The sequence below is a fragment of the Akkermansiaceae bacterium genome, assembly GCA_024233115.1.
Lineage (GTDB): Bacteria > Verrucomicrobiota > Verrucomicrobiia > Verrucomicrobiales > Akkermansiaceae > Oceaniferula.
The window spans coordinates 177,107-193,841 of record JACKQB010000005.1 but is presented as its reverse complement, the minus strand read 5'-3'; the positions used below and the strand labels follow the sequence as shown (position 1 = coordinate 193,841).

At 54.7% G+C, this 16,735-nt stretch carries 12 protein-coding genes; 3 read left to right on the top strand and 9 right to left on the bottom strand.

Annotation, left to right across the window (positions count from 1 at the left end; genetic code table 11):
- The first annotated feature begins 365 nt into the window (after positions 1-365).
- Positions 366-1,313: a methyltransferase domain-containing protein gene (locus tag H7A51_14640; protein MCP5537457.1), complete on the top strand. Its 948-nt coding sequence runs from the start codon at positions 366-368 to the stop codon at positions 1,311-1,313.
- A gap of 191 nt (positions 1,314-1,504) precedes the next feature.
- Here the strand turns inward: H7A51_14640 and H7A51_14635 are convergent, their stop codons facing one another.
- The 3 genes from H7A51_14635 to H7A51_14625 form a co-directional block, all read right to left on the bottom strand.
- Entirely contained in the window at positions 1,505-2,779 is a 1,275-nt protein-coding gene (locus H7A51_14635) for a hypothetical protein (protein ID MCP5537456.1), read from the bottom strand.
- Between the two features lie 444 nt (positions 2,780-3,223).
- The gene (locus tag H7A51_14630; protein ID MCP5537455.1) at positions 3,224-3,628 is read right to left on the bottom strand and encodes a hypothetical protein; all 405 of its coding nucleotides are present in this window, start codon (positions 3,626-3,628) and stop codon (positions 3,224-3,226) included.
- A 186-nt stretch (positions 3,629-3,814) separates the two neighbouring features.
- Positions 3,815-6,367 carry a glycoside hydrolase family 3 C-terminal domain-containing protein gene (locus tag H7A51_14625; GenBank protein MCP5537454.1) on the bottom strand — a complete coding sequence of 851 codons (2,553 nt, stop codon included), beginning with the start codon at positions 6,365-6,367 and terminating at the stop codon, positions 3,815-3,817.
- A gap of 252 nt (positions 6,368-6,619) precedes the next feature.
- Between H7A51_14625 and H7A51_14620 the strand changes: the two genes are divergently transcribed.
- Positions 6,620-7,375, top strand: a complete 756-nt coding sequence (locus H7A51_14620) for a hypothetical protein (protein ID MCP5537453.1) — start codon at positions 6,620-6,622, stop codon at positions 7,373-7,375.
- A gap of 257 nt (positions 7,376-7,632) precedes the next feature.
- On the opposite strand, the gene H7A51_14615 is transcribed toward H7A51_14620, so the two are convergent.
- The 5 genes from H7A51_14615 to H7A51_14595 all read right to left on the bottom strand — a co-directional run bounded on the left by H7A51_14615 (position 7,633) and on the right by H7A51_14595 (position 14,700).
- Positions 7,633-8,340 carry a hypothetical protein gene (locus H7A51_14615; GenBank protein MCP5537452.1) on the bottom strand — a complete coding sequence of 236 codons (708 nt, stop codon included), beginning with the start codon at positions 8,338-8,340 and terminating at the stop codon, positions 7,633-7,635.
- Positions 8,341-8,354: 14 nt separating this feature from the next.
- Positions 8,355-11,801, bottom strand: coding sequence for a hypothetical protein (locus H7A51_14610; GenBank protein ID MCP5537451.1), 3,447 nt, complete (start codon positions 11,799-11,801; stop codon positions 8,355-8,357).
- 91 nt (positions 11,802-11,892) lie between these two features.
- Positions 11,893-12,549, bottom strand: coding sequence for a PEP-CTERM sorting domain-containing protein (locus tag H7A51_14605; protein MCP5537450.1), 657 nt, complete (start codon positions 12,547-12,549; stop codon positions 11,893-11,895).
- A 52-nt stretch (positions 12,550-12,601) separates the two neighbouring features.
- Positions 12,602-14,167, bottom strand: coding sequence for a FecR domain-containing protein (locus tag H7A51_14600; protein ID MCP5537449.1), 1,566 nt, complete (start codon positions 14,165-14,167; stop codon positions 12,602-12,604).
- Positions 14,164-14,700 (bottom strand): sigma-70 family RNA polymerase sigma factor, encoded by a 537-nt coding sequence (locus tag H7A51_14595; GenBank protein MCP5537448.1) that lies wholly within the window; start codon positions 14,698-14,700, stop codon positions 14,164-14,166. Before H7A51_14595 ends, H7A51_14600 begins: the two co-directional genes overlap by 4 nt.
- Before the next feature lie 684 nt (positions 14,701-15,384).
- Here H7A51_14595 and H7A51_14590 point away from each other — a divergent pair.
- A complete protein-coding gene (locus H7A51_14590; GenBank protein MCP5537447.1) occupies positions 15,385-16,182 on the top strand; it encodes a hypothetical protein in 798 nt (265 codons plus the stop codon).
- Positions 16,183-16,275: 93 nt separating this feature from the next.
- Here H7A51_14590 and H7A51_14585 read toward each other — a convergent pair whose 3' ends face one another.
- Positions 16,276-16,707 (bottom strand): hypothetical protein, encoded by a 432-nt coding sequence (locus tag H7A51_14585; GenBank protein ID MCP5537446.1) that lies wholly within the window; start codon positions 16,705-16,707, stop codon positions 16,276-16,278.
- Between the last annotated feature and the right edge of the window lie 28 nt (positions 16,708-16,735).

Below are 16,735 nucleotides of genomic sequence, written 5' to 3'. Positions count from 1 at the left end.
GTGAGTATGGGGAAGTTTGATGTAGAATCAAAAACTTCCGCACCCAAAACATTCAACCTATCGTGGATCCGCCTGTGCGGGACAGGAATTGGTTGCCCTTCCGGCCTGCGCCGGCTTCGATGGCTGGCCACCGGGCTTTGCCACGTAGAATATCCTTGGTACAATGAGCGGGGAGACTATATTTGTACCCAAAACGTGATTTCCGGCGAACCCGCTTATACAGGCTCTCTATGAGTGCCTTTGACCAACTCTCCCCCGATCCCCGTGTCCAACGCGTTGACATTCTTCTTTGATTGAAAGAACTCCCGCCCAAGACCGGGAAAAAAGTCAAGCCGACATCAACCTTGCTATCTTCCTAACAAGTTATGAAGACCCTGTCATTTACCCCCAATTGGCTTGAGCTTTCGCTCCTTTGTATTCTTGCGGGATTGTTGTTTACGCTACTATTTCTCTACTTGCTTTGCAGATGGATAAAAGCCACCTACGGACAGGGATATGAATCATTTGGAGAGATTCTTCATCAGGTAAACGGGAAAACCCGATTTATGAATTTTGGTCTCTGGAACACAAACAACCACTCCGAAGACCTGCGGTCGGCCAATATCAATCTAGTGGAATACGTTCAAAACTTTGGGCAACTCGCCTCCAAAAAGAACATCCTGGACGTTGGAATTGGATACGGGGAACAAGATTTTTATTGGGAAAAATCCCTACCGCAAAACACCAGGATTCTCGGGATCGACATCAGTGAGAGACAGATTGAAAAAATCAAACAACGAATCAAACACGAAAATGTGGATCCAAATAGATTCTCAGTAGAAGTTGGCAATGCCGTTGACCTGCACTACCAATCCGGCGAGTTCGACTGTGTCGTCTCATTGGAATCAGCATTTCACTACCTTCCGCGAACAGCCTTCTTCAAGGAATCCCACCGTGTTTTACAAGACCATGGACACCTCGTCGTAGCTGACATTTGTTTACTCAACAAAGATAAAGCCAGGCCTGTTTTGCACTACCTTCCAACCCTTCTATCAGCTGGATTCATGGGAATTCCAAAGGAAAACCTGGTCTCCATTGCAACGTTCAAGAAGCAATTGGAGGATGCTGGCTACGAAGTCGATCTGGTCGACGTCACAACAAGAACCTACACCCCGTTTTATACCTATTTTGGAAAGAACTATCGATTTCCGAGGGGTGATTGGGTCATGACATGGATTCTGCAAGCTGTATTGATGATGATGAAAAATCTGAACCCCTTTGCATATGTGATATGCGTTTGCAAAAAGGACCATAGAAGAGGGAGGTTCGCCTAACAAACACGGCTTTTGATCAAACCGCGCTATGGGATTTACGATACTGGACGCATCCGGGACTTTTTGGTGAAGCCAGCAACCCTCGGCGGCACCATGACTAAAGAACCCAACCTATTGATGGCATCATCGTGTTGCCGAAACCCCATCCTTCTGTGGGGATGAGGATGCTATTGGGCCGTTACCACTGAGGCTCACTTCTTTGCCCCATCCCTGGCTGTCTTCTCATCTGCCCATTCGTAAATGTAAAGCGTGCTAACCTTGCCGTTACCCCCGTTCGTGGCAGTGGTCCTGATCCCGATGAGCGAGCCTTGCTTGGTGCCGATGCGTAGTTGCGAGTAGGTGGTCTCGTGAAGCGCCTTGTAATCGTTCGCCGCGCTTGTCTGAAACCAGTACTTCCGTGGTTTGCCCTCGATGTCATTGTAGAACCGGCCCAGCTCACCACCCGGAGTCTTGCCATCCTTGCCGATGGCCACGATTTGTGTGAACACGTTTCCATACATGTCAGGCCACTGGTGCGACCTGCCGGCAAGCGCAACCGAGACACTCAACGACACTTTCTTCTCCGCATAAATGATTTTCGGTGGTGCACTCCACTGCATCGTCATGGCAATAGACGCACCCTGGATATGGGGTGGCTTCGCGTGCTTGTTCGTCGCTCCCAGATAGATCATCTTCACCGTCGCACTACCTCTTGAGTAATTCACCTCGGTCCGCCAAACCTTGCTCTTGCTGTTAGCCTGTTCCGATTTCTGTTTACCATCATCGTCCACAACCCGTTTGAGTATCCAGGCAAACTGCTTGCCCTTCCCCCTTGTGCCCACCGGGCCTTTCTCGGACGGGTCATCCGACCTATCGGGTATGAAATCGTATTTCATGCGGTCTTTCCTGGCCTTGATTTTCGCGTATTGCGCATTCCAGGCCTTGAGCCGTGCATTGACCAGCTCGCTGAGCTGCTTCTCGTTGAGGGGAGGTTTGCCGTCGATAAACCAATCGAGGGTTTCGGGATGGCTGGGGTCCACCCTGCTTGGAATCAAGGACTTGAGCTCATTCAGTCGCTGTTGGTAGTTGGGAAATCCCTTGGCGATGCGTTCCCAGTATTTTGCCGCCATTACCGGGTCCTTGGCTGGCGGTTTCCATTTTGTAGGGTCGGAGGGAAGAGCCAGGGTATCTTTGACGGCAATGACATCCGCCAACGCTTTGTAGTGTGCTTCCAGCTGTTTGTTGCCCCTGCCGAGCTTCTCGGCGATCTCGTAGGCGAAGTCATGCTTCTGGGCGACCGCATCGAGGGCATCCACCGGAGGCAGCATCCCCGCGCGGTTCGATAATTCGCTGCCGCCCCACCAGCCAGGACCATACCAGTTTCCATAACGAAACCGGGTTTCCCCCTCACCTGCAATCACAGTGTCCCAGGTGAGCTTACCCCAGAATCCCGACTGCGTTTGGGCACTAACAGGTAGCGCGGGCACCACACATGTGAACACACACTGAAGCAAACACAACAGACGATATGTAAACGAGTACTTCATCCTATCCAATAACCGATGGTGCAGACGATCACCTTGTTCTTGTTAGCTGGAGCAGGGAGTGACAAGGCATCGATATCCAGCAAACTCCCGCGATACGAGACTGCCCGTTACGCCCGAAATGTCAAGCCGATAGCCCGATAGCAGTCGCGAAAACACGAATACGGATGCAAGCTTGATCACCGGAATCCCACGCCCGGGACCGATGACCCCTATGGGAGTTTTTCCTGTTGTAGTCAGATCAGAGACTTATACTGCCGTTGTCTGCGGCCCATCAAGCCGAGACGGCTCGACACGCCAAACCTGTGACTGGTTGGCGACGCCAAGGGAGTAAGGCAGGCACAACGTGGACCATGCCAGTCCCCATTGCGACCGTGGTGGGCTGGATCATGCGGACTCCAGGCCATCCTCGACAAACTCCACCAGGATCTCAGGCACCTCCGCGATGGCCTCGTACATTTCCTCCTCAAGCTCGCTCAGGTAATCGGCTTCAGTCTCTGTGTAGAGACTCCGGTCCTCAAGCCGGGTCTCACACCACTGGCCGGCCTTGATGGCATCCACCATCCTCTCCGCGCCCACGAGGTCAAACGAGTTCATGATCCGGGAATGATCCAGATCGGTTTGCCAGAACTCATGCAAACCCTCGCCCCCTTCGATCAGACGAATGGTATCCACCACATCGATCACCGCGCGTTCCTCCCGCGTCAACTCACGGTCCTCACTCGCAGCCTCAAGCTCGCTTAACAAAATTTCAATGTCCTCACCAAATTCTGTAGTCTCTGGAAAAATCATAGCGGCTCCTTCTATTCACCTCACCCGAAATGCGTCAAGCACCACCCGCTACTTTTTTCCCGAAAAACACAATACGCACAACCGACACGCTGCGTTGGTTACACCTCTTTGTAGGTCACCCGATGCATTGGCCCGATCCATTGCCACCGTCTGCATCGCGTATCCATCCTGCCAGGGGGGGCGGCATTACTTTACCAACAGCTTTGCTTTCAGGCGGAAGTCCTGGCTGGAAGCACCTATCAGGATGCGGAATACCCCTGGTTCCACCACCTTGTTCATGTCCTTGTCGATCAACCACAAATCCTCCGCCGCATCGATTTCCAGGGTGACTACTTTCGCTTCACCGGGCTGGAGTTCGACGCGGGCAAAATCCCGCAACTGGGTTTCATAGACCGTGACTGAACTCACCACATCCTGGAAATACAACTGCGGGATGGCTGCCCCCGCCCGATCGCCGGTATTTTCCACGGTAAAGGTCACCCGACACTTGCCGTCCACCGGAATCGTCGGTGGGGAAAGCTTCAGATTGGAGTAATTAAACGTGGTGTAGGAAAGCCCGAAGCCGAACGGCCACAGATAGCCGCTCACCGAGCGTTCGCTTTCCGCGTTAGCGGCCGGTTTCGCAGGAAACGCCAGCGGCAACTGGCCCGTGGTTTTAACAAAGTTCACCGGTGTTTTACCACACGGATTGATTTTCCCAAAAAGCGCATCCACCGCCGCCGCACCACCAAAGGGGCCCGGCAGGAAGGAATGTAAAATCGCCGGAGCGACGGCATTCGGCCAGTTGAGGGCATTCGGACGACCCGAGAAATGCACAACGACAAACGGTTTGCCCGTTGCCGCAATCTCACGCACCAACAAATCCTGGTGGCCGGCGAGATCAAGCCCGGTGCGGGAATTATTCTCGCCACAGGTCGTGCGCCTCGCCTTGCTGCCGTAGGGGGTGTCACCGACGACCACGACCGTCAGATCCGCTTGTTTCGCGTTTGCCACCGCGGCATCAAGCATCCTGCGCTCCCCTGCGTTAGGGGCCATCGGCAGGATTTCCGACTCCGGCCAGCGGTCATCCGTGAACTCGCAGCCTTGCGCATACAGCACCTTGAAGCTGGTGCCGTCTTTCTTGCGATATTCCTCCAGCGCCCGTTTCACCGTGATGGTGTCATTGGTCAGCGGCCCGTAGTGCTGGCGCGCGTACTCCACACTGTCGGCATTGGGGCCACACACCGCGATGGTTTGGTAACGATCCTCCGCCAGCGGCAGGAAACGATCCTCGTTCTTGAGCAATATCAAGGCCTGCTCCGATGCCTTGCGCGACAGGGCGACATGGGCGTCCGCCAGCGCCACTTCGCCCGCGGTTTGGATCGAGCGATAGGGTTTGTCGAAAAGTCCGCGACGGAATTTCACCCGCAGCACATCGCGCACCCGCGCGTCGATCACCTCCATCGGCAATGCCTTTTCCGCGACGAGTTCCCGCAGCGGATCAATGAAGGTATCCGGCGTGCGGAAGGTGGTGCGGACGTTCAACCCTGCCAGCACCGTCTGCCTTACCGCTTCCTTCTGATCCCTGGCGACGTGATGTTTTTGATGCAAATACTCCACCGCCTCACTGTCCGAAACCACGTATCCCTCGAAACCCATCTGCTTGCGCAATATCTCTGTTAGGAAATAATGGTTCGCCGCGATGGGGATGCCGTCGTAGTCGTTGTACGAGCACATCACCCCCTCCGGTTTGGCATCGCGCATCACACGCCTCCACGGCCACAAGTGAATGTATTCATTCATCCGCGGCGTGCTCTGCGGGTCGGTGCGCGAATACCCCTGGCGTGCCCCCATCGCGGAACTGTAAACCGCGAAGTGCTTCGGAGATGAGGTCACCCCCTGTGCTTGAATCGCCTGCACGGCGAGAGTCGCATACTCACCGACCAGCCACGGACACTCCGCGAACATTTCCTCGCAACGCCCCCAGCGCGGGTCGCGCACCACATCGATCAACGGTGCGTATAGACTATCGTATCCCAGCGCATACGTCTCCTTGCCGGCGACCTCGGCAATACCGCGAATCAGCTCACGGTTCCACGAGCTCGCCTGCGCCAATGGCACGGGAAACCCGGTGGACACGGCGGTTTCCGTTCCCCGCAGACCTTCATTGGTAAACTCACACGGCACCCCCAGCCTGGTGTCCTCGATAAAGAACCGACGCGTTTCATTCAACGCCCAGACCAGACGCTCCGGGTCGAGGGCAAACTGATTGCCCGGCATTTTATTGTTATCATAGTAGTTGAAGCCGTTGAGGTGTTCATCGATATTCCCGATTCCGTCTTTCTGGACCTCCTTGAACCACGCCTTCGACGGCAGGTAGTCGGGCGTCACGCGGTTGTAGCCATAGAGCGTGACCATCTGCGCCGTCTTCTCGTCCACGGTCATTTGCCCGAGCAAATCATCGATTCGCTTTTCAACCGCTTGCGTTGGATCCTCATAAACGTCCTTCTTGCCATTCTTGTTCAGATCGATCCAACCATCGTGGTAGATGTCTTTACGCGTAATGACATCGACACCGCGCGTTTTGCAATCATCGAAACTCACCGGGTAAATCAATGGGCGCGACTGGTCCTGTTTGGATTTTTCATCGTTCCGCCCGGCGTTTTGATCTTGAGTGGGCGTCTTGGCGACCGCAACCGCCGTGCCGAACACGGCAAGCTGGAGAACGCGCAGAGGGTGGTTCCATTTCATCATTTTCATACGTGGTGTGATGCGATTTTCATCAGAGATCCGGACATTGCAAGCCTCAACGTCCGCACGCTTCCTTCCAGCGTCCAGCGTCTCAGGATCGCCTCCAGCGTGCACTATCGTTACTATTTGCCGCTACTACTGCTAGGAATTTGCTTTTCGAGTGGGGTGTTCGGAGGTGTTTTTATGGGATGATAAGGGGGATTGACCGCAACTATTTTTTACAAGCTCGGTTTCACCCCCTGCAACCAAGCACAACCCACTATGAAAAATACAAGCAAACCACACCTAGTGCCGCAATCTGCTCGACTGATAGTCGCTGCCGGTGTTGCCATCACCACCCTCTGCATGACAACCCCTGATGCAGACGCCCAACGCAGACCAGGCCCCGGCTTGATCCCCAAGCGCGGCGGAGGACCTATCGCCGAAAGACGCCTCGGCATCGATTTTGGCGAGATCGGGGCAATACGCGACAAGTTCGCTGCCTACAAACGTCTCACCTTCGGTGGCGCCGCCTATTACACCAAACAGGATGGCCATCTCCGTGTAGCACACTTCAAAACCTACATGCTCATTCGTAACAGCCTGGTCGAAGACAGACTCGATGAGGAAGCCGGCCGGAACGCTGTCGAACAGCTACTGGCCATTGGCAAGGAAGCTAAAAGGTTACGCGGTGACAACGACGCCCTCAGTCAAGACGACGCCACGAAAATCAACGGAAAAATCAGAACACTGGCCGAACGTGTTGGCAAGGAAAGGGGAAACAAAGTCCCCGCTGATGCTCTAACACCACGCGTCAATGAACGGCAGGCAACACTCGAGGAAGCCTTCCTTTTCGGCGTGGACAGCAAAGCCCTCAGTGCAGGTCAGGCTGCTACGCTGCGTCGTTACATGTCGTCCCTCGAAAGCAAAGAAGACCGCGCTAAGGATGACGACAAGGTGACTGATCGTGAGCGGGAAAAACTCGTCGAAGAGACCGTCGAGATCTGGAAAAAAATGGTTAAAGCACTCAACCCCTAACAATTAGCGTTATCACTGGCAATCAGGCCAGGTCATACAACGGCAACTCCTGTGAGTCATCTGTCTTGCAGGAGTTGTTTTTTATGGGGTGATAAGGAGACGTCTGCGTCCAGGTCATCAAGCGCGCAGAACACGGACGTGGCGGAGACCTCTGGTCGCCCGACCCGAACTTAACGCATGGCTTGACGGCTGAGAGCTGCCGCCACAAAACTATTTTTCCGTGTCGTGTAATTCTTCCGAAGGAATGCAAGAGAAACTCATGGCTCCGGGACATCCTCCTTCTCGGCTAACGGAGGCACCTCCAGCCCATGCCACGAGAGCGATTTCTTATCGGCGTCCGGGTAAATAAAAAGCAGCGTTCGGGCACGGCTGTCACGCACCCAGCGGGAACTCATAAACAGCTTGCTTCGTTTGTCGTTGTAGAATGCGGCGTGTACCGGTAAAAAGTCACCGTCCTTGCCCCGGGGGGTCTTGATTTTGCCGATGGCACCCGACTCGATCCTAGTGTTTGTGTCGCCAAAGCGGACGACCACCGGCAGTAAAGACAGGTTGATGGCATAACGTTCGCCCCCCATAAACTTAGCGGGCGAAATATCGAGTACGGTGACGGTGTACTCACCTGCCGCGTCCTTCGCCGCTGGCGTGAGCACCACGAGCTGCTCCCTCGGCCCGGGAAGCAGGCGGAAGCTCGCGAGGTTGCCCTCTCCCGACTCGTTGGGCAGCTTGCATGGAATGTCAGTGGCAAGCCTTACCGGCGGGGAAATGTTCCAGTCCGAGATGCTTACCGCTGTTTTTACTGCCGTTTTATCTTTTCCCTGGAGGATGCTGTATTCTTTTAGCGGCATCCTGGCGAGGGAGACGAAACGCACCCGCGCGTTGCCGGGCTTTGCCGGGCTTTGCCCCTGGGTCTGCGCGCCCAGGATCAGTGCAAAAGCAATCAATAGCTGGAAGGGTTGGAAACGCATTACATTTCGGAGAGTTAGGATTTGTCCACCCAGCGGAACGACACGATTTTGTAGCGGCGTCCAAACTTTTCGTTCACCCCGGACGTCAGGTCGCCAATGGCGGTTGCAGGCTCATCGGCGGGGTCGATGAATTCGGGCGAGCGCTGCACCACCGCCTCACACCAGGCGCGGGCCGCTACCTTGCCGCTGGCATCAAGAGATTCTCCGTAGGCGCGCAGCACAAAGGTGTCGCCACGGGCTGTAATAACCGGCGCGATCGGGGTCAACACGTCCGCTTGCGAGACAAAACCCGGCATCCCCCTGGCCCTGGAGCCGGACACGGCATCGGGATTGGGAAACGTGACGGATGGAAAATCCGAGGGCGAGAAGTTCTCATTGTCGTAGATGCTGTTGATGGTCACTTCCGGGTCCTCTAAAGCGGCTTGCAGGACGCCGGCAAGGTTCATGCCGTCCGCCGCGTTCGTGCGCCTGCGGTTGACAAACTCGGAGAGGGAGCGAAACGGGCCGCGCTCCTTGACCTGCCTCACCACCGACCCGGCGAGTTGCTCAATCTGCCCTGACGTGACCTCGCGATAGCCGCTGAAGCCGTCCGTGTAGGGGTCGCCGCTGCGGTCGATGGAATTCCCGGTCGGCACCGTAAAACGCGAGATCACGTGAAGGTCCGATGTTTTTCCCACCTTGACGGGTTTCGCGAGATCTTGCGGATGCTCCGGCATTTGTTTTTTAAAGTTGGCTGCCAGCAGCATCTTCCACGCTGTCACCGAGGTGGAGTTGATGTTGAATCCGCCCACCAGCGCCAGGTGAGACGCAATCAGGCGGTAGGCGTCTTCCGAGGGCTCATCGCCGTCTAACAATTCATCGGCGAGTTCGGCATCGGTTTTCCCACCATGCAGGGGGATAAGCCGCTGGTGTGGCAAGGATTGGTCACCAGCGAGAAAATCGGCCATCACGGTAGCTAGAGAGCGGCTGGTGCCGGCGGCTTGATACCAGCTATTGTCTTGGGCTGCCATGGTGGTGAAGTAGTAACTGTCAAAAAGCAGGGAATTCGCCACCCATAAGCGGTCGATGACGGGGATGGTTTTTTCTTCAGGTGTGTTCCCAGCCTTGGCCATCAGGGCGACTCGGCGTTCTTCCAGTAGGGGAGCCGCTTTGAGCCACGGGTGCGCCCAGGAGTTTCCGATGCCAAAAGCCCAGGTCGGAGAATTGGGCACAATCTGATCGTGCCCCCACTGCTCATCCTGCAGCGGCAGGTGCTGGAGCTGGCCCAGCGAGTGCAGCGGCACCAGCGGCAGCTCACACATCGTCAGGTGGGTGGATCCGCGGGTGGGCGTGTAGCTGTAGCCCAGAAAATCACGCACCACGCCATCGTCCTCCATGGTGTTCATATGCCTCGCCAGATCGGTGTCGCCACGCAGCGGGATGACGTCCACTTCCATCGGCGAGGCCTCGCGCCCCGCTTTGATGTCCTTATTTGCAGAAGGGTAATGCGGCGTCAGGTTCATGCGATGAGGCGCATCGAAGAGAAACGGCATGCCTGTCTGCTTCTGGTCCATCGCCTTCAGGCTGAAGTTCACAATGGCCACCGGCACGGGGCGGTTCAGCAAGTCGCCCAGTGTCATGCTGAGCGCATTGTCGTTACCCGGAAGCACTCCGTCGCTGACGTATTTGATGAGGTTGAAGTTCCAGTTGTGGAATTTGGTGCCCTGCCAGACACCGGTGTTGCCGCCGAACCAGCCGTCACTGTAGTGGGAAACACCGTAGCCTCCCGATTGGTCCCTGGAGGAGGGCCTGACACCGATCTGCACCCGCGTGGTCGCGGAGCCCTTGATGCCGGTGGAGGAGTTCGAGGTGTAGCGGGTGAGGAGGTTGAAGTTGGCCGGCCACTTGCTGTGCATCTTGGCGTCTCCCGTCGACCCGGTCATGAAATTCGGGAAAAACACCCGCGTTTCCCCCGGTCCGAGAAGCACCTGGGGTTCGCCTGCCCACTGGCCGATTTTAGGGTTCACCACGCCGCCGAGGCTGACGATTCGCGTAGTGGCTCCCGTCAGCACCATCGCTTCCGCCACATGCCCGCGGTTATTCATCCAGGCATTGTCAAACTGAACATCCACGTTGTAAGGATTCCACACGGTGACCACTGGGAAGCTGAGGAACACCAGCTCGTATTCCGTGTCGCCCACTTTCTTGCTCATCGCCCAGACAATGTCACGGGTACGGGGCACCACAGGTGCGATTCTCAAACTGTGCCCGTAACCGCGCCAGTAGCGGTCCGCTTGGATGTCACGCGTCAGTTCAATAATTTGCTGCTGTGGCCGCCTGGATTTGATGACCACACTGCTGGCGTCATTGGAGTTCGGTGTCACCACACGGCTTGCACTACCGGCCTTCGCGCTGGCGTAATAGCTTCCCAGTAAAGCCAGCGGCAGGGTATCGTAGTCACCGACCATACCAGTGAGTGCTCTATCGCTCATTTTCATGCCGTTGAGCATGCGCGGTCCGCCCCAGCGAGGGGTAAAGGACTCCATGCGCCGAAACCGGGCGGGAAGTTCCTGCCTACCTAACAGCATATTGAGGCAGTTGCGGAATCCACCGCGCTTGGTATCGGTGAGTAAGGAAAGCGAATAAGGCGTCAGCTGGTGCGCCAACTGGCCCTCACTGTCCACCGCCACCACCAAGGGGAGCTGGCCGCTGCTTATGTAAGCTTGGGTTTCAGCGGCATCGGCATCGAGGTTTTTAAGGTCGCCAATGATGCGGTGGCCATCATTGCCAGGCAGCCCGGACTGCGTCATCACAGAGGCAAGATCCGTCCGCCTCTTGGAGACCGGCCATTGCGGCAGCCGCCCGCGCAGGCTTTCGTCCGAGGCCACTGCCCAGGCATACTTCCCAGAAATGCGGTTGCCGTCTTTAACGCCGATCCTGCCAGCCGTCACGGCGGGGGTGCTTGCGGTAGCAGGTGCACCGAGCACCACCTCATCGGTGAAACTGCCGCTGCGGGCAAAGTTTTCCGACTCTAGTTGTTGCTGGGTTTGCTGGGATGCCAGCCAGGTTAGAAAATGGGTGCCGCGGTCATAATAATTGCTTGGTAAGATGTTTTGTAACTCATCCTCCAGCGAGCGGCTGCTGTATGCCGCGATTAGATGAGGGTGCTTGACGCCATCCACGACCTCAGTATTAGGCTGTTGATCCCATTGGGTAGCCGGCACGGTCACACGGCGATCGTCGCCCGTGTATTTTTGTAGCTCTCCGATCGCCAACATCAGACTCATGCGCGCGTTCGCCCGGGCGTCAGCCATAGCCTGCCCCCGGGATGCGGATCGCAGCTCCAGCGCGCTCAGTGAAAGCATCGCCAGCGCCACCATCACCAGCAGAACCATGACGGAGATTGTCGCAATCAAAGCAAAGCCGCGCCGAGATCCATTTCCGGGCGAAACGAGCGGGTGGATTTGATAGCGAGCCTGCATGGTGTGATTTATTAAATAGGTTTGCGGATCGTCATAAGAGCCTCCGCTCGCCAGCAGGCAAGAACCGGAGGCTCTTGAGACTAGACAGCCGTTACTTGCGGCGACGCAGGATCAGCGCAATGCCTCCAAGGCCGAGCAGGGCGGCGGAGGATGGCTCGGGAACCACCGTGGTCACATCGAGCTTAAGATCCGCCAGTTGCAGACCGCGGTCGGAGGCGCCACCGCTTTCTTTGAAACGGAGTTCAAGCGTGTCGCCCGCATCGGCGGCAAGGAAGTCAAGGTTGATGGAATTCGCGGCCATGGCGTAGTTAGGTTTGTTGACGGCCGCGTTCGCGCGAAGGGTCCGTGCATCCGTGATGTTGACAATTTCCAGATCACCCTCAAATCCGCCGGAACCACCACCCCCGATGCGCTGGCCTCCCAGGAACGTAAAGACTCCGTCAACGGTGTGATCGAGGAGTGACGGTAGGGTGATGGAAATCGTGATGGTGTTGGATGTGGCATTTGCCAGCACTTCAAGCCCTCCCAGTGGAGAGGAAGGGACGTTGGTGTTAATACCCCGGACACTAAATCCGCCGTTGTCGTAAACTTCAAAGCCTGCGGGATCGGTTTGTGTCCATGTTGCCGTTGCGGTGTTGGTGGGACCGACACCACCTGTAAACTCCTCGTCGAGGAGAGTCACGAGAGCGGCGTTAGCCCCGGCCATGCCGATGAATGAGGCTGCGAGCATTGTGTATTTGAGTTTCATGTTGTTTTTGGTTGTTTTCTTTTTTTTTGTTTCTTTTAAGGCGAATGAGCTTTCACTCACTCAAGAGGGTTTGGGGCTGATGGCTTGGTTGATATTGGTTCTCGGTGGAGAGACGGCGGATCGTCGGTGCGTCCAAGACGCCTTCAAAAATATAAACTTCGTCTAACAAACCGCGGAAACGATACAGGTGTCCGTAGCCAGGAGTGAACAAGTCAGCTCCGAAAATGACTGGGTCTGATAGCGGGTAGTCAACGATCGTCTCCGAAGTCCGGATCCCGCTTTCGAGTTCCGGCTGCCACTGGTTAGGCACGGCCTCGCCATCGATGAAAATTTTAACATCGGGTTCTCCATTGGCGTTGACGGCATACGTACACGCCACATGATGCCAGTCGCCATCAACGACATCCTTTATTGCTGTGCGCCTGCCATCGTAACCAGATGAGTGCACTAATCTATCGGACAAAGTCAGCTTCCACTTGCCGTGCCAACCAGGGAAGCCCGGCTTGTTTAACCCCCAACTAACGAGGTTGTCCGTTTCCTGATATTCGGCCTCTTGATCCACCTTGATCCAGCAGGCCACAGTGCGCGGTCGGGTTCCTGAAATCCCCGCCCAGCGTGTTAACACCCCTTCGCCTGTCGCTCCGGTAAATTGAAGTGCTTTGCCATACCGACCACTAGTCAGCAGGGACTCGGCGTCCACTGTCTCAGGACGGGCTGTGCCGCGCTCGAGAAGTGGGTGGTTACCAGCGGCAAGAAACGCACCCTCCACCGCACGATCAAAGCTCCAGTGCATGAACAGCAGGCCTTCAGGGAGTGATGTTAGGAACAAGCCCTTCGCCACTGGGATGTCCACCAGTCTGCCGATGTGGTCAATGCGGCGGGACTGCCCGGCACTCAGCACCATGGACTCTTGCCTGAGCTTGAGTGCAGACACCTGCACCTTACCCTTGAATACATGGACTGCATCGTGGTTACTAGGGCTGGCACAGACACCAAATTCTGTTCCCAGATCGACCACGGTAAAATCTCTCGTCTTGACGGTAAAGCCGACGGCTTGGGGTGGCACCTGAAACCATGCCATTCCCTCGCTGATAAATAAGAAGTCATCATCGTGCAGGGTTATATCCGCTGGTGCCGACACGATTGCTCGGACGCCCGATGTGAACTTCAGCTCCATTGTTCCCTGCAACACGCGCACTCTGGAGCCACTTTCCATTACGTTTTCTTCGGGAGGTTTGCCACTGCCTTCATGCACCAGTTCATACTGAGTGCCGGGAGCTACCTCGAAGGCCAGCACCGGAACCCGCTCCGTAACCTGGAACAGGCGCATTGCGATGAGTAGAAAAATCACCGACGCCGCGGCGGCCAGCACCGCTATTTTGAACGTTTTTTGCCTTTGGCGGTGCCTGATGCGCTCAATCGGCACAACCGGAATTTTGCTGTAGCTATTAATTTCAGCATGGGAGCAAAGGGCATTCTCTAGATCGGTGTGTTCCAAATAACGCGCCATCGCCAGAGAGTTGGATGTCAGCTCATGTTCGAGAATCTCGAGCTTTTCCTGCGAAATCACGCCGCCGAGCAGATCCTGGATCATTTCGTCCAATTGGTCTGGATTCATGCCCTGCCTCCTTCCCAGACAAGGGTCTTCTCGATGCACTGCCTGAGCTTGTTTCGCACTCGGTAGAGTGTCACGCGCAAGGAGGCGGCACTCCGCCCAGCCTCATCCGAGTATTTTTCAAGACTGGATCCCCTGCGGTAGCGAGCGTCCACCAAGTCGCGCTCAGACGGGCTGAGCCGTTCCAGGCATTTACCCAGTGCGGTGAGCTTTCGCTCGATGGTTTCGGGCGGTGCAGCTTGCTTCGCCTCAGCTACTGCTAGCAGTGTCTCCTCCCCAAGAACCAGTCTATGGAGCTTGCGTTGATGACCCCAGTATTGCATTACCTTGTTGCGCGCGATGGCGAAAGACCAAGCTTGAAAATTAGTCCCAGGCTTGAAACTCTTCATTTTTTCCCAGAGAACGACGTTGGTGTCCTGCAGCACATCATTGACGTCTTGGCTGCCAGGCAGCATGGAAATGATGAACCCTCGCAACGCCAACTGGTGACTGGTCAACAGTTTGATAAAATCCGCGGTTTGGTTCAATTCAGACATGCTCGTTCTATGCTCTCAAACTATGTATCCGACTAATGCCGCAAACGTTAACAATTATTATCCCTCTTGTTTTCCTGCGAACCTCTTTATTTTTCTGCGAATAATCAACACACTAAGCACACAAAACGAGATAATTGCCAATTTGCGTGATTTTCTGTTTACCTTTTCCGGTATCCTGCCGTGTTTCATTAGAGATGTGCTGGCTTTCCAGCAGCAGCAAGGACAATGAGATCGTCGCATACCTGACGGGATCTCAGACGGAGCTGTCGGCTTTTATTCATACCCTGCTGGGAAACCCCTCTAGCAGAAGGCAGAAGGGGTCAAGAGAAGGGATCAAGTGTTTCTTTATAAAAGGCCTGCCCCTTTATATGCTTTATATGATCTGTCTTACAGGAGTTGTTTTTTATGGGGTGATAAAGAGACGTCTGCGTCCAGGTCCTCAAGCGCGCAGAACACGGACCACTCGAAAACCTCGTCCGCAACTACCTAGACGACAAGTTCCGCTCTATAGCAAACTGATGCCCTTCATCCGCAATATGTGACCTGTTATTTGAGATTTTCTGCCAACTCACTGAAGCCATTTTCCTCTCTCTACCTCACCGCCGGGCTTTAGCCTTGATCGAGACTCTGAATCAACCTACCATTCTGCCAATATACCCATATAACATTCTGCACTCATTTTCAATGAATCATATCATTTCCATTCTATTCCCGCTAAATTTCTTACTCTTAAGCGCTCTCGTCACCCAGGCAGCCACCACCGTCACCACCACCCGATACGGACAAGTCACGATCGTCAACGAGAGCATCCCTATAAACTCGCAGCCTAATCAGCTCAGTGGTTCTGTCTCCTACCAAGCCAACCAACACACCACTGGTGTCCACTCACGCTCACTTGTTAGCACAGGTCCGCTGGGAGGTTTTGTTTTTAACTCCAAAGCTACCAACGAGCACGGATACTTTGAATTCAGCACAGCTACCATACCTTCCACCATCACCACAGCCACGTTCCAGCTCTATCTTCCCAACAACGGACTCACCGATAGCGCCACTACAGCCAGCACGCAGCTCATACACCTCCGCCAGACCAGCTATAATCCGGATAGCGCGCAAGTCTCTTACCCCGACAGCTACCCACCTAGCTACGACGACCTCCCTATCGTAGCAGAAGCCACAGTCCTCAGCAGCGACCTGGGTACCACCATCGATTTTGTATTTAACACCACGGGCCTCGACTACCTGCGCAACACCGTCACAGCAGGAGGCTCCACCCTCAGATTCATCACTCACATCGGAGCTCACGACTACCCCACCACCATCGAACCGGAAGGAGCCACCATCAAAGGTGCCGTCTTCGCCAACACCTACAACCTCACCGCAGCTCAAGCCCCCAGACTCACCCTCAACTTAGTCCCCGAGCCCAGCTCAACCACCCTCCTCACCCTAGCTTTCCTCACCCTCTTCAGCCATCGCCGCAATTGAGCGGATCAATTTGTGTAATCCTCTATTTTAACCTATAAACCCCGCCAAATTGACGGGGTTTATCGACAGTCTGTTATTAACTCCTTTTTTATATTAGTATCTTACGGTTGCTATATAAGTAAAATATTTGCTCTTCTTGAATCCATCTCTCCTGCCGTTGATGCCCTTACTGCTCTCTTCTCTCCAAACAGGTTGAAGACAGTAACTACCTCTCCTATCCCTAAGAATAAAAACAGTAGGGTAATCTGCATGCATTTGATGCGCCTTTATAAATTCTGAATTCCGATGAATCCTAGCCGCAGCCAATGCACTTTTGTGGCTAACTGCGTCTATTAATTTGTATTCGTTAAAAACTTTGGTGCCATCATTAGCTCTATTTCCCCACATTACAATGAATGTTGCCGCTGAACTGTTTGAGCAGAGCATCAACAACATAATCATCACCTTAATTACATAGATTTTTGTATTTGCAGGCCGTGTAATAACGCTTAACAGTTCTGTTTTAATTCCTTGGTACTTTTTCATATTCATTTTTTCGTTTAATTGTTTTCTA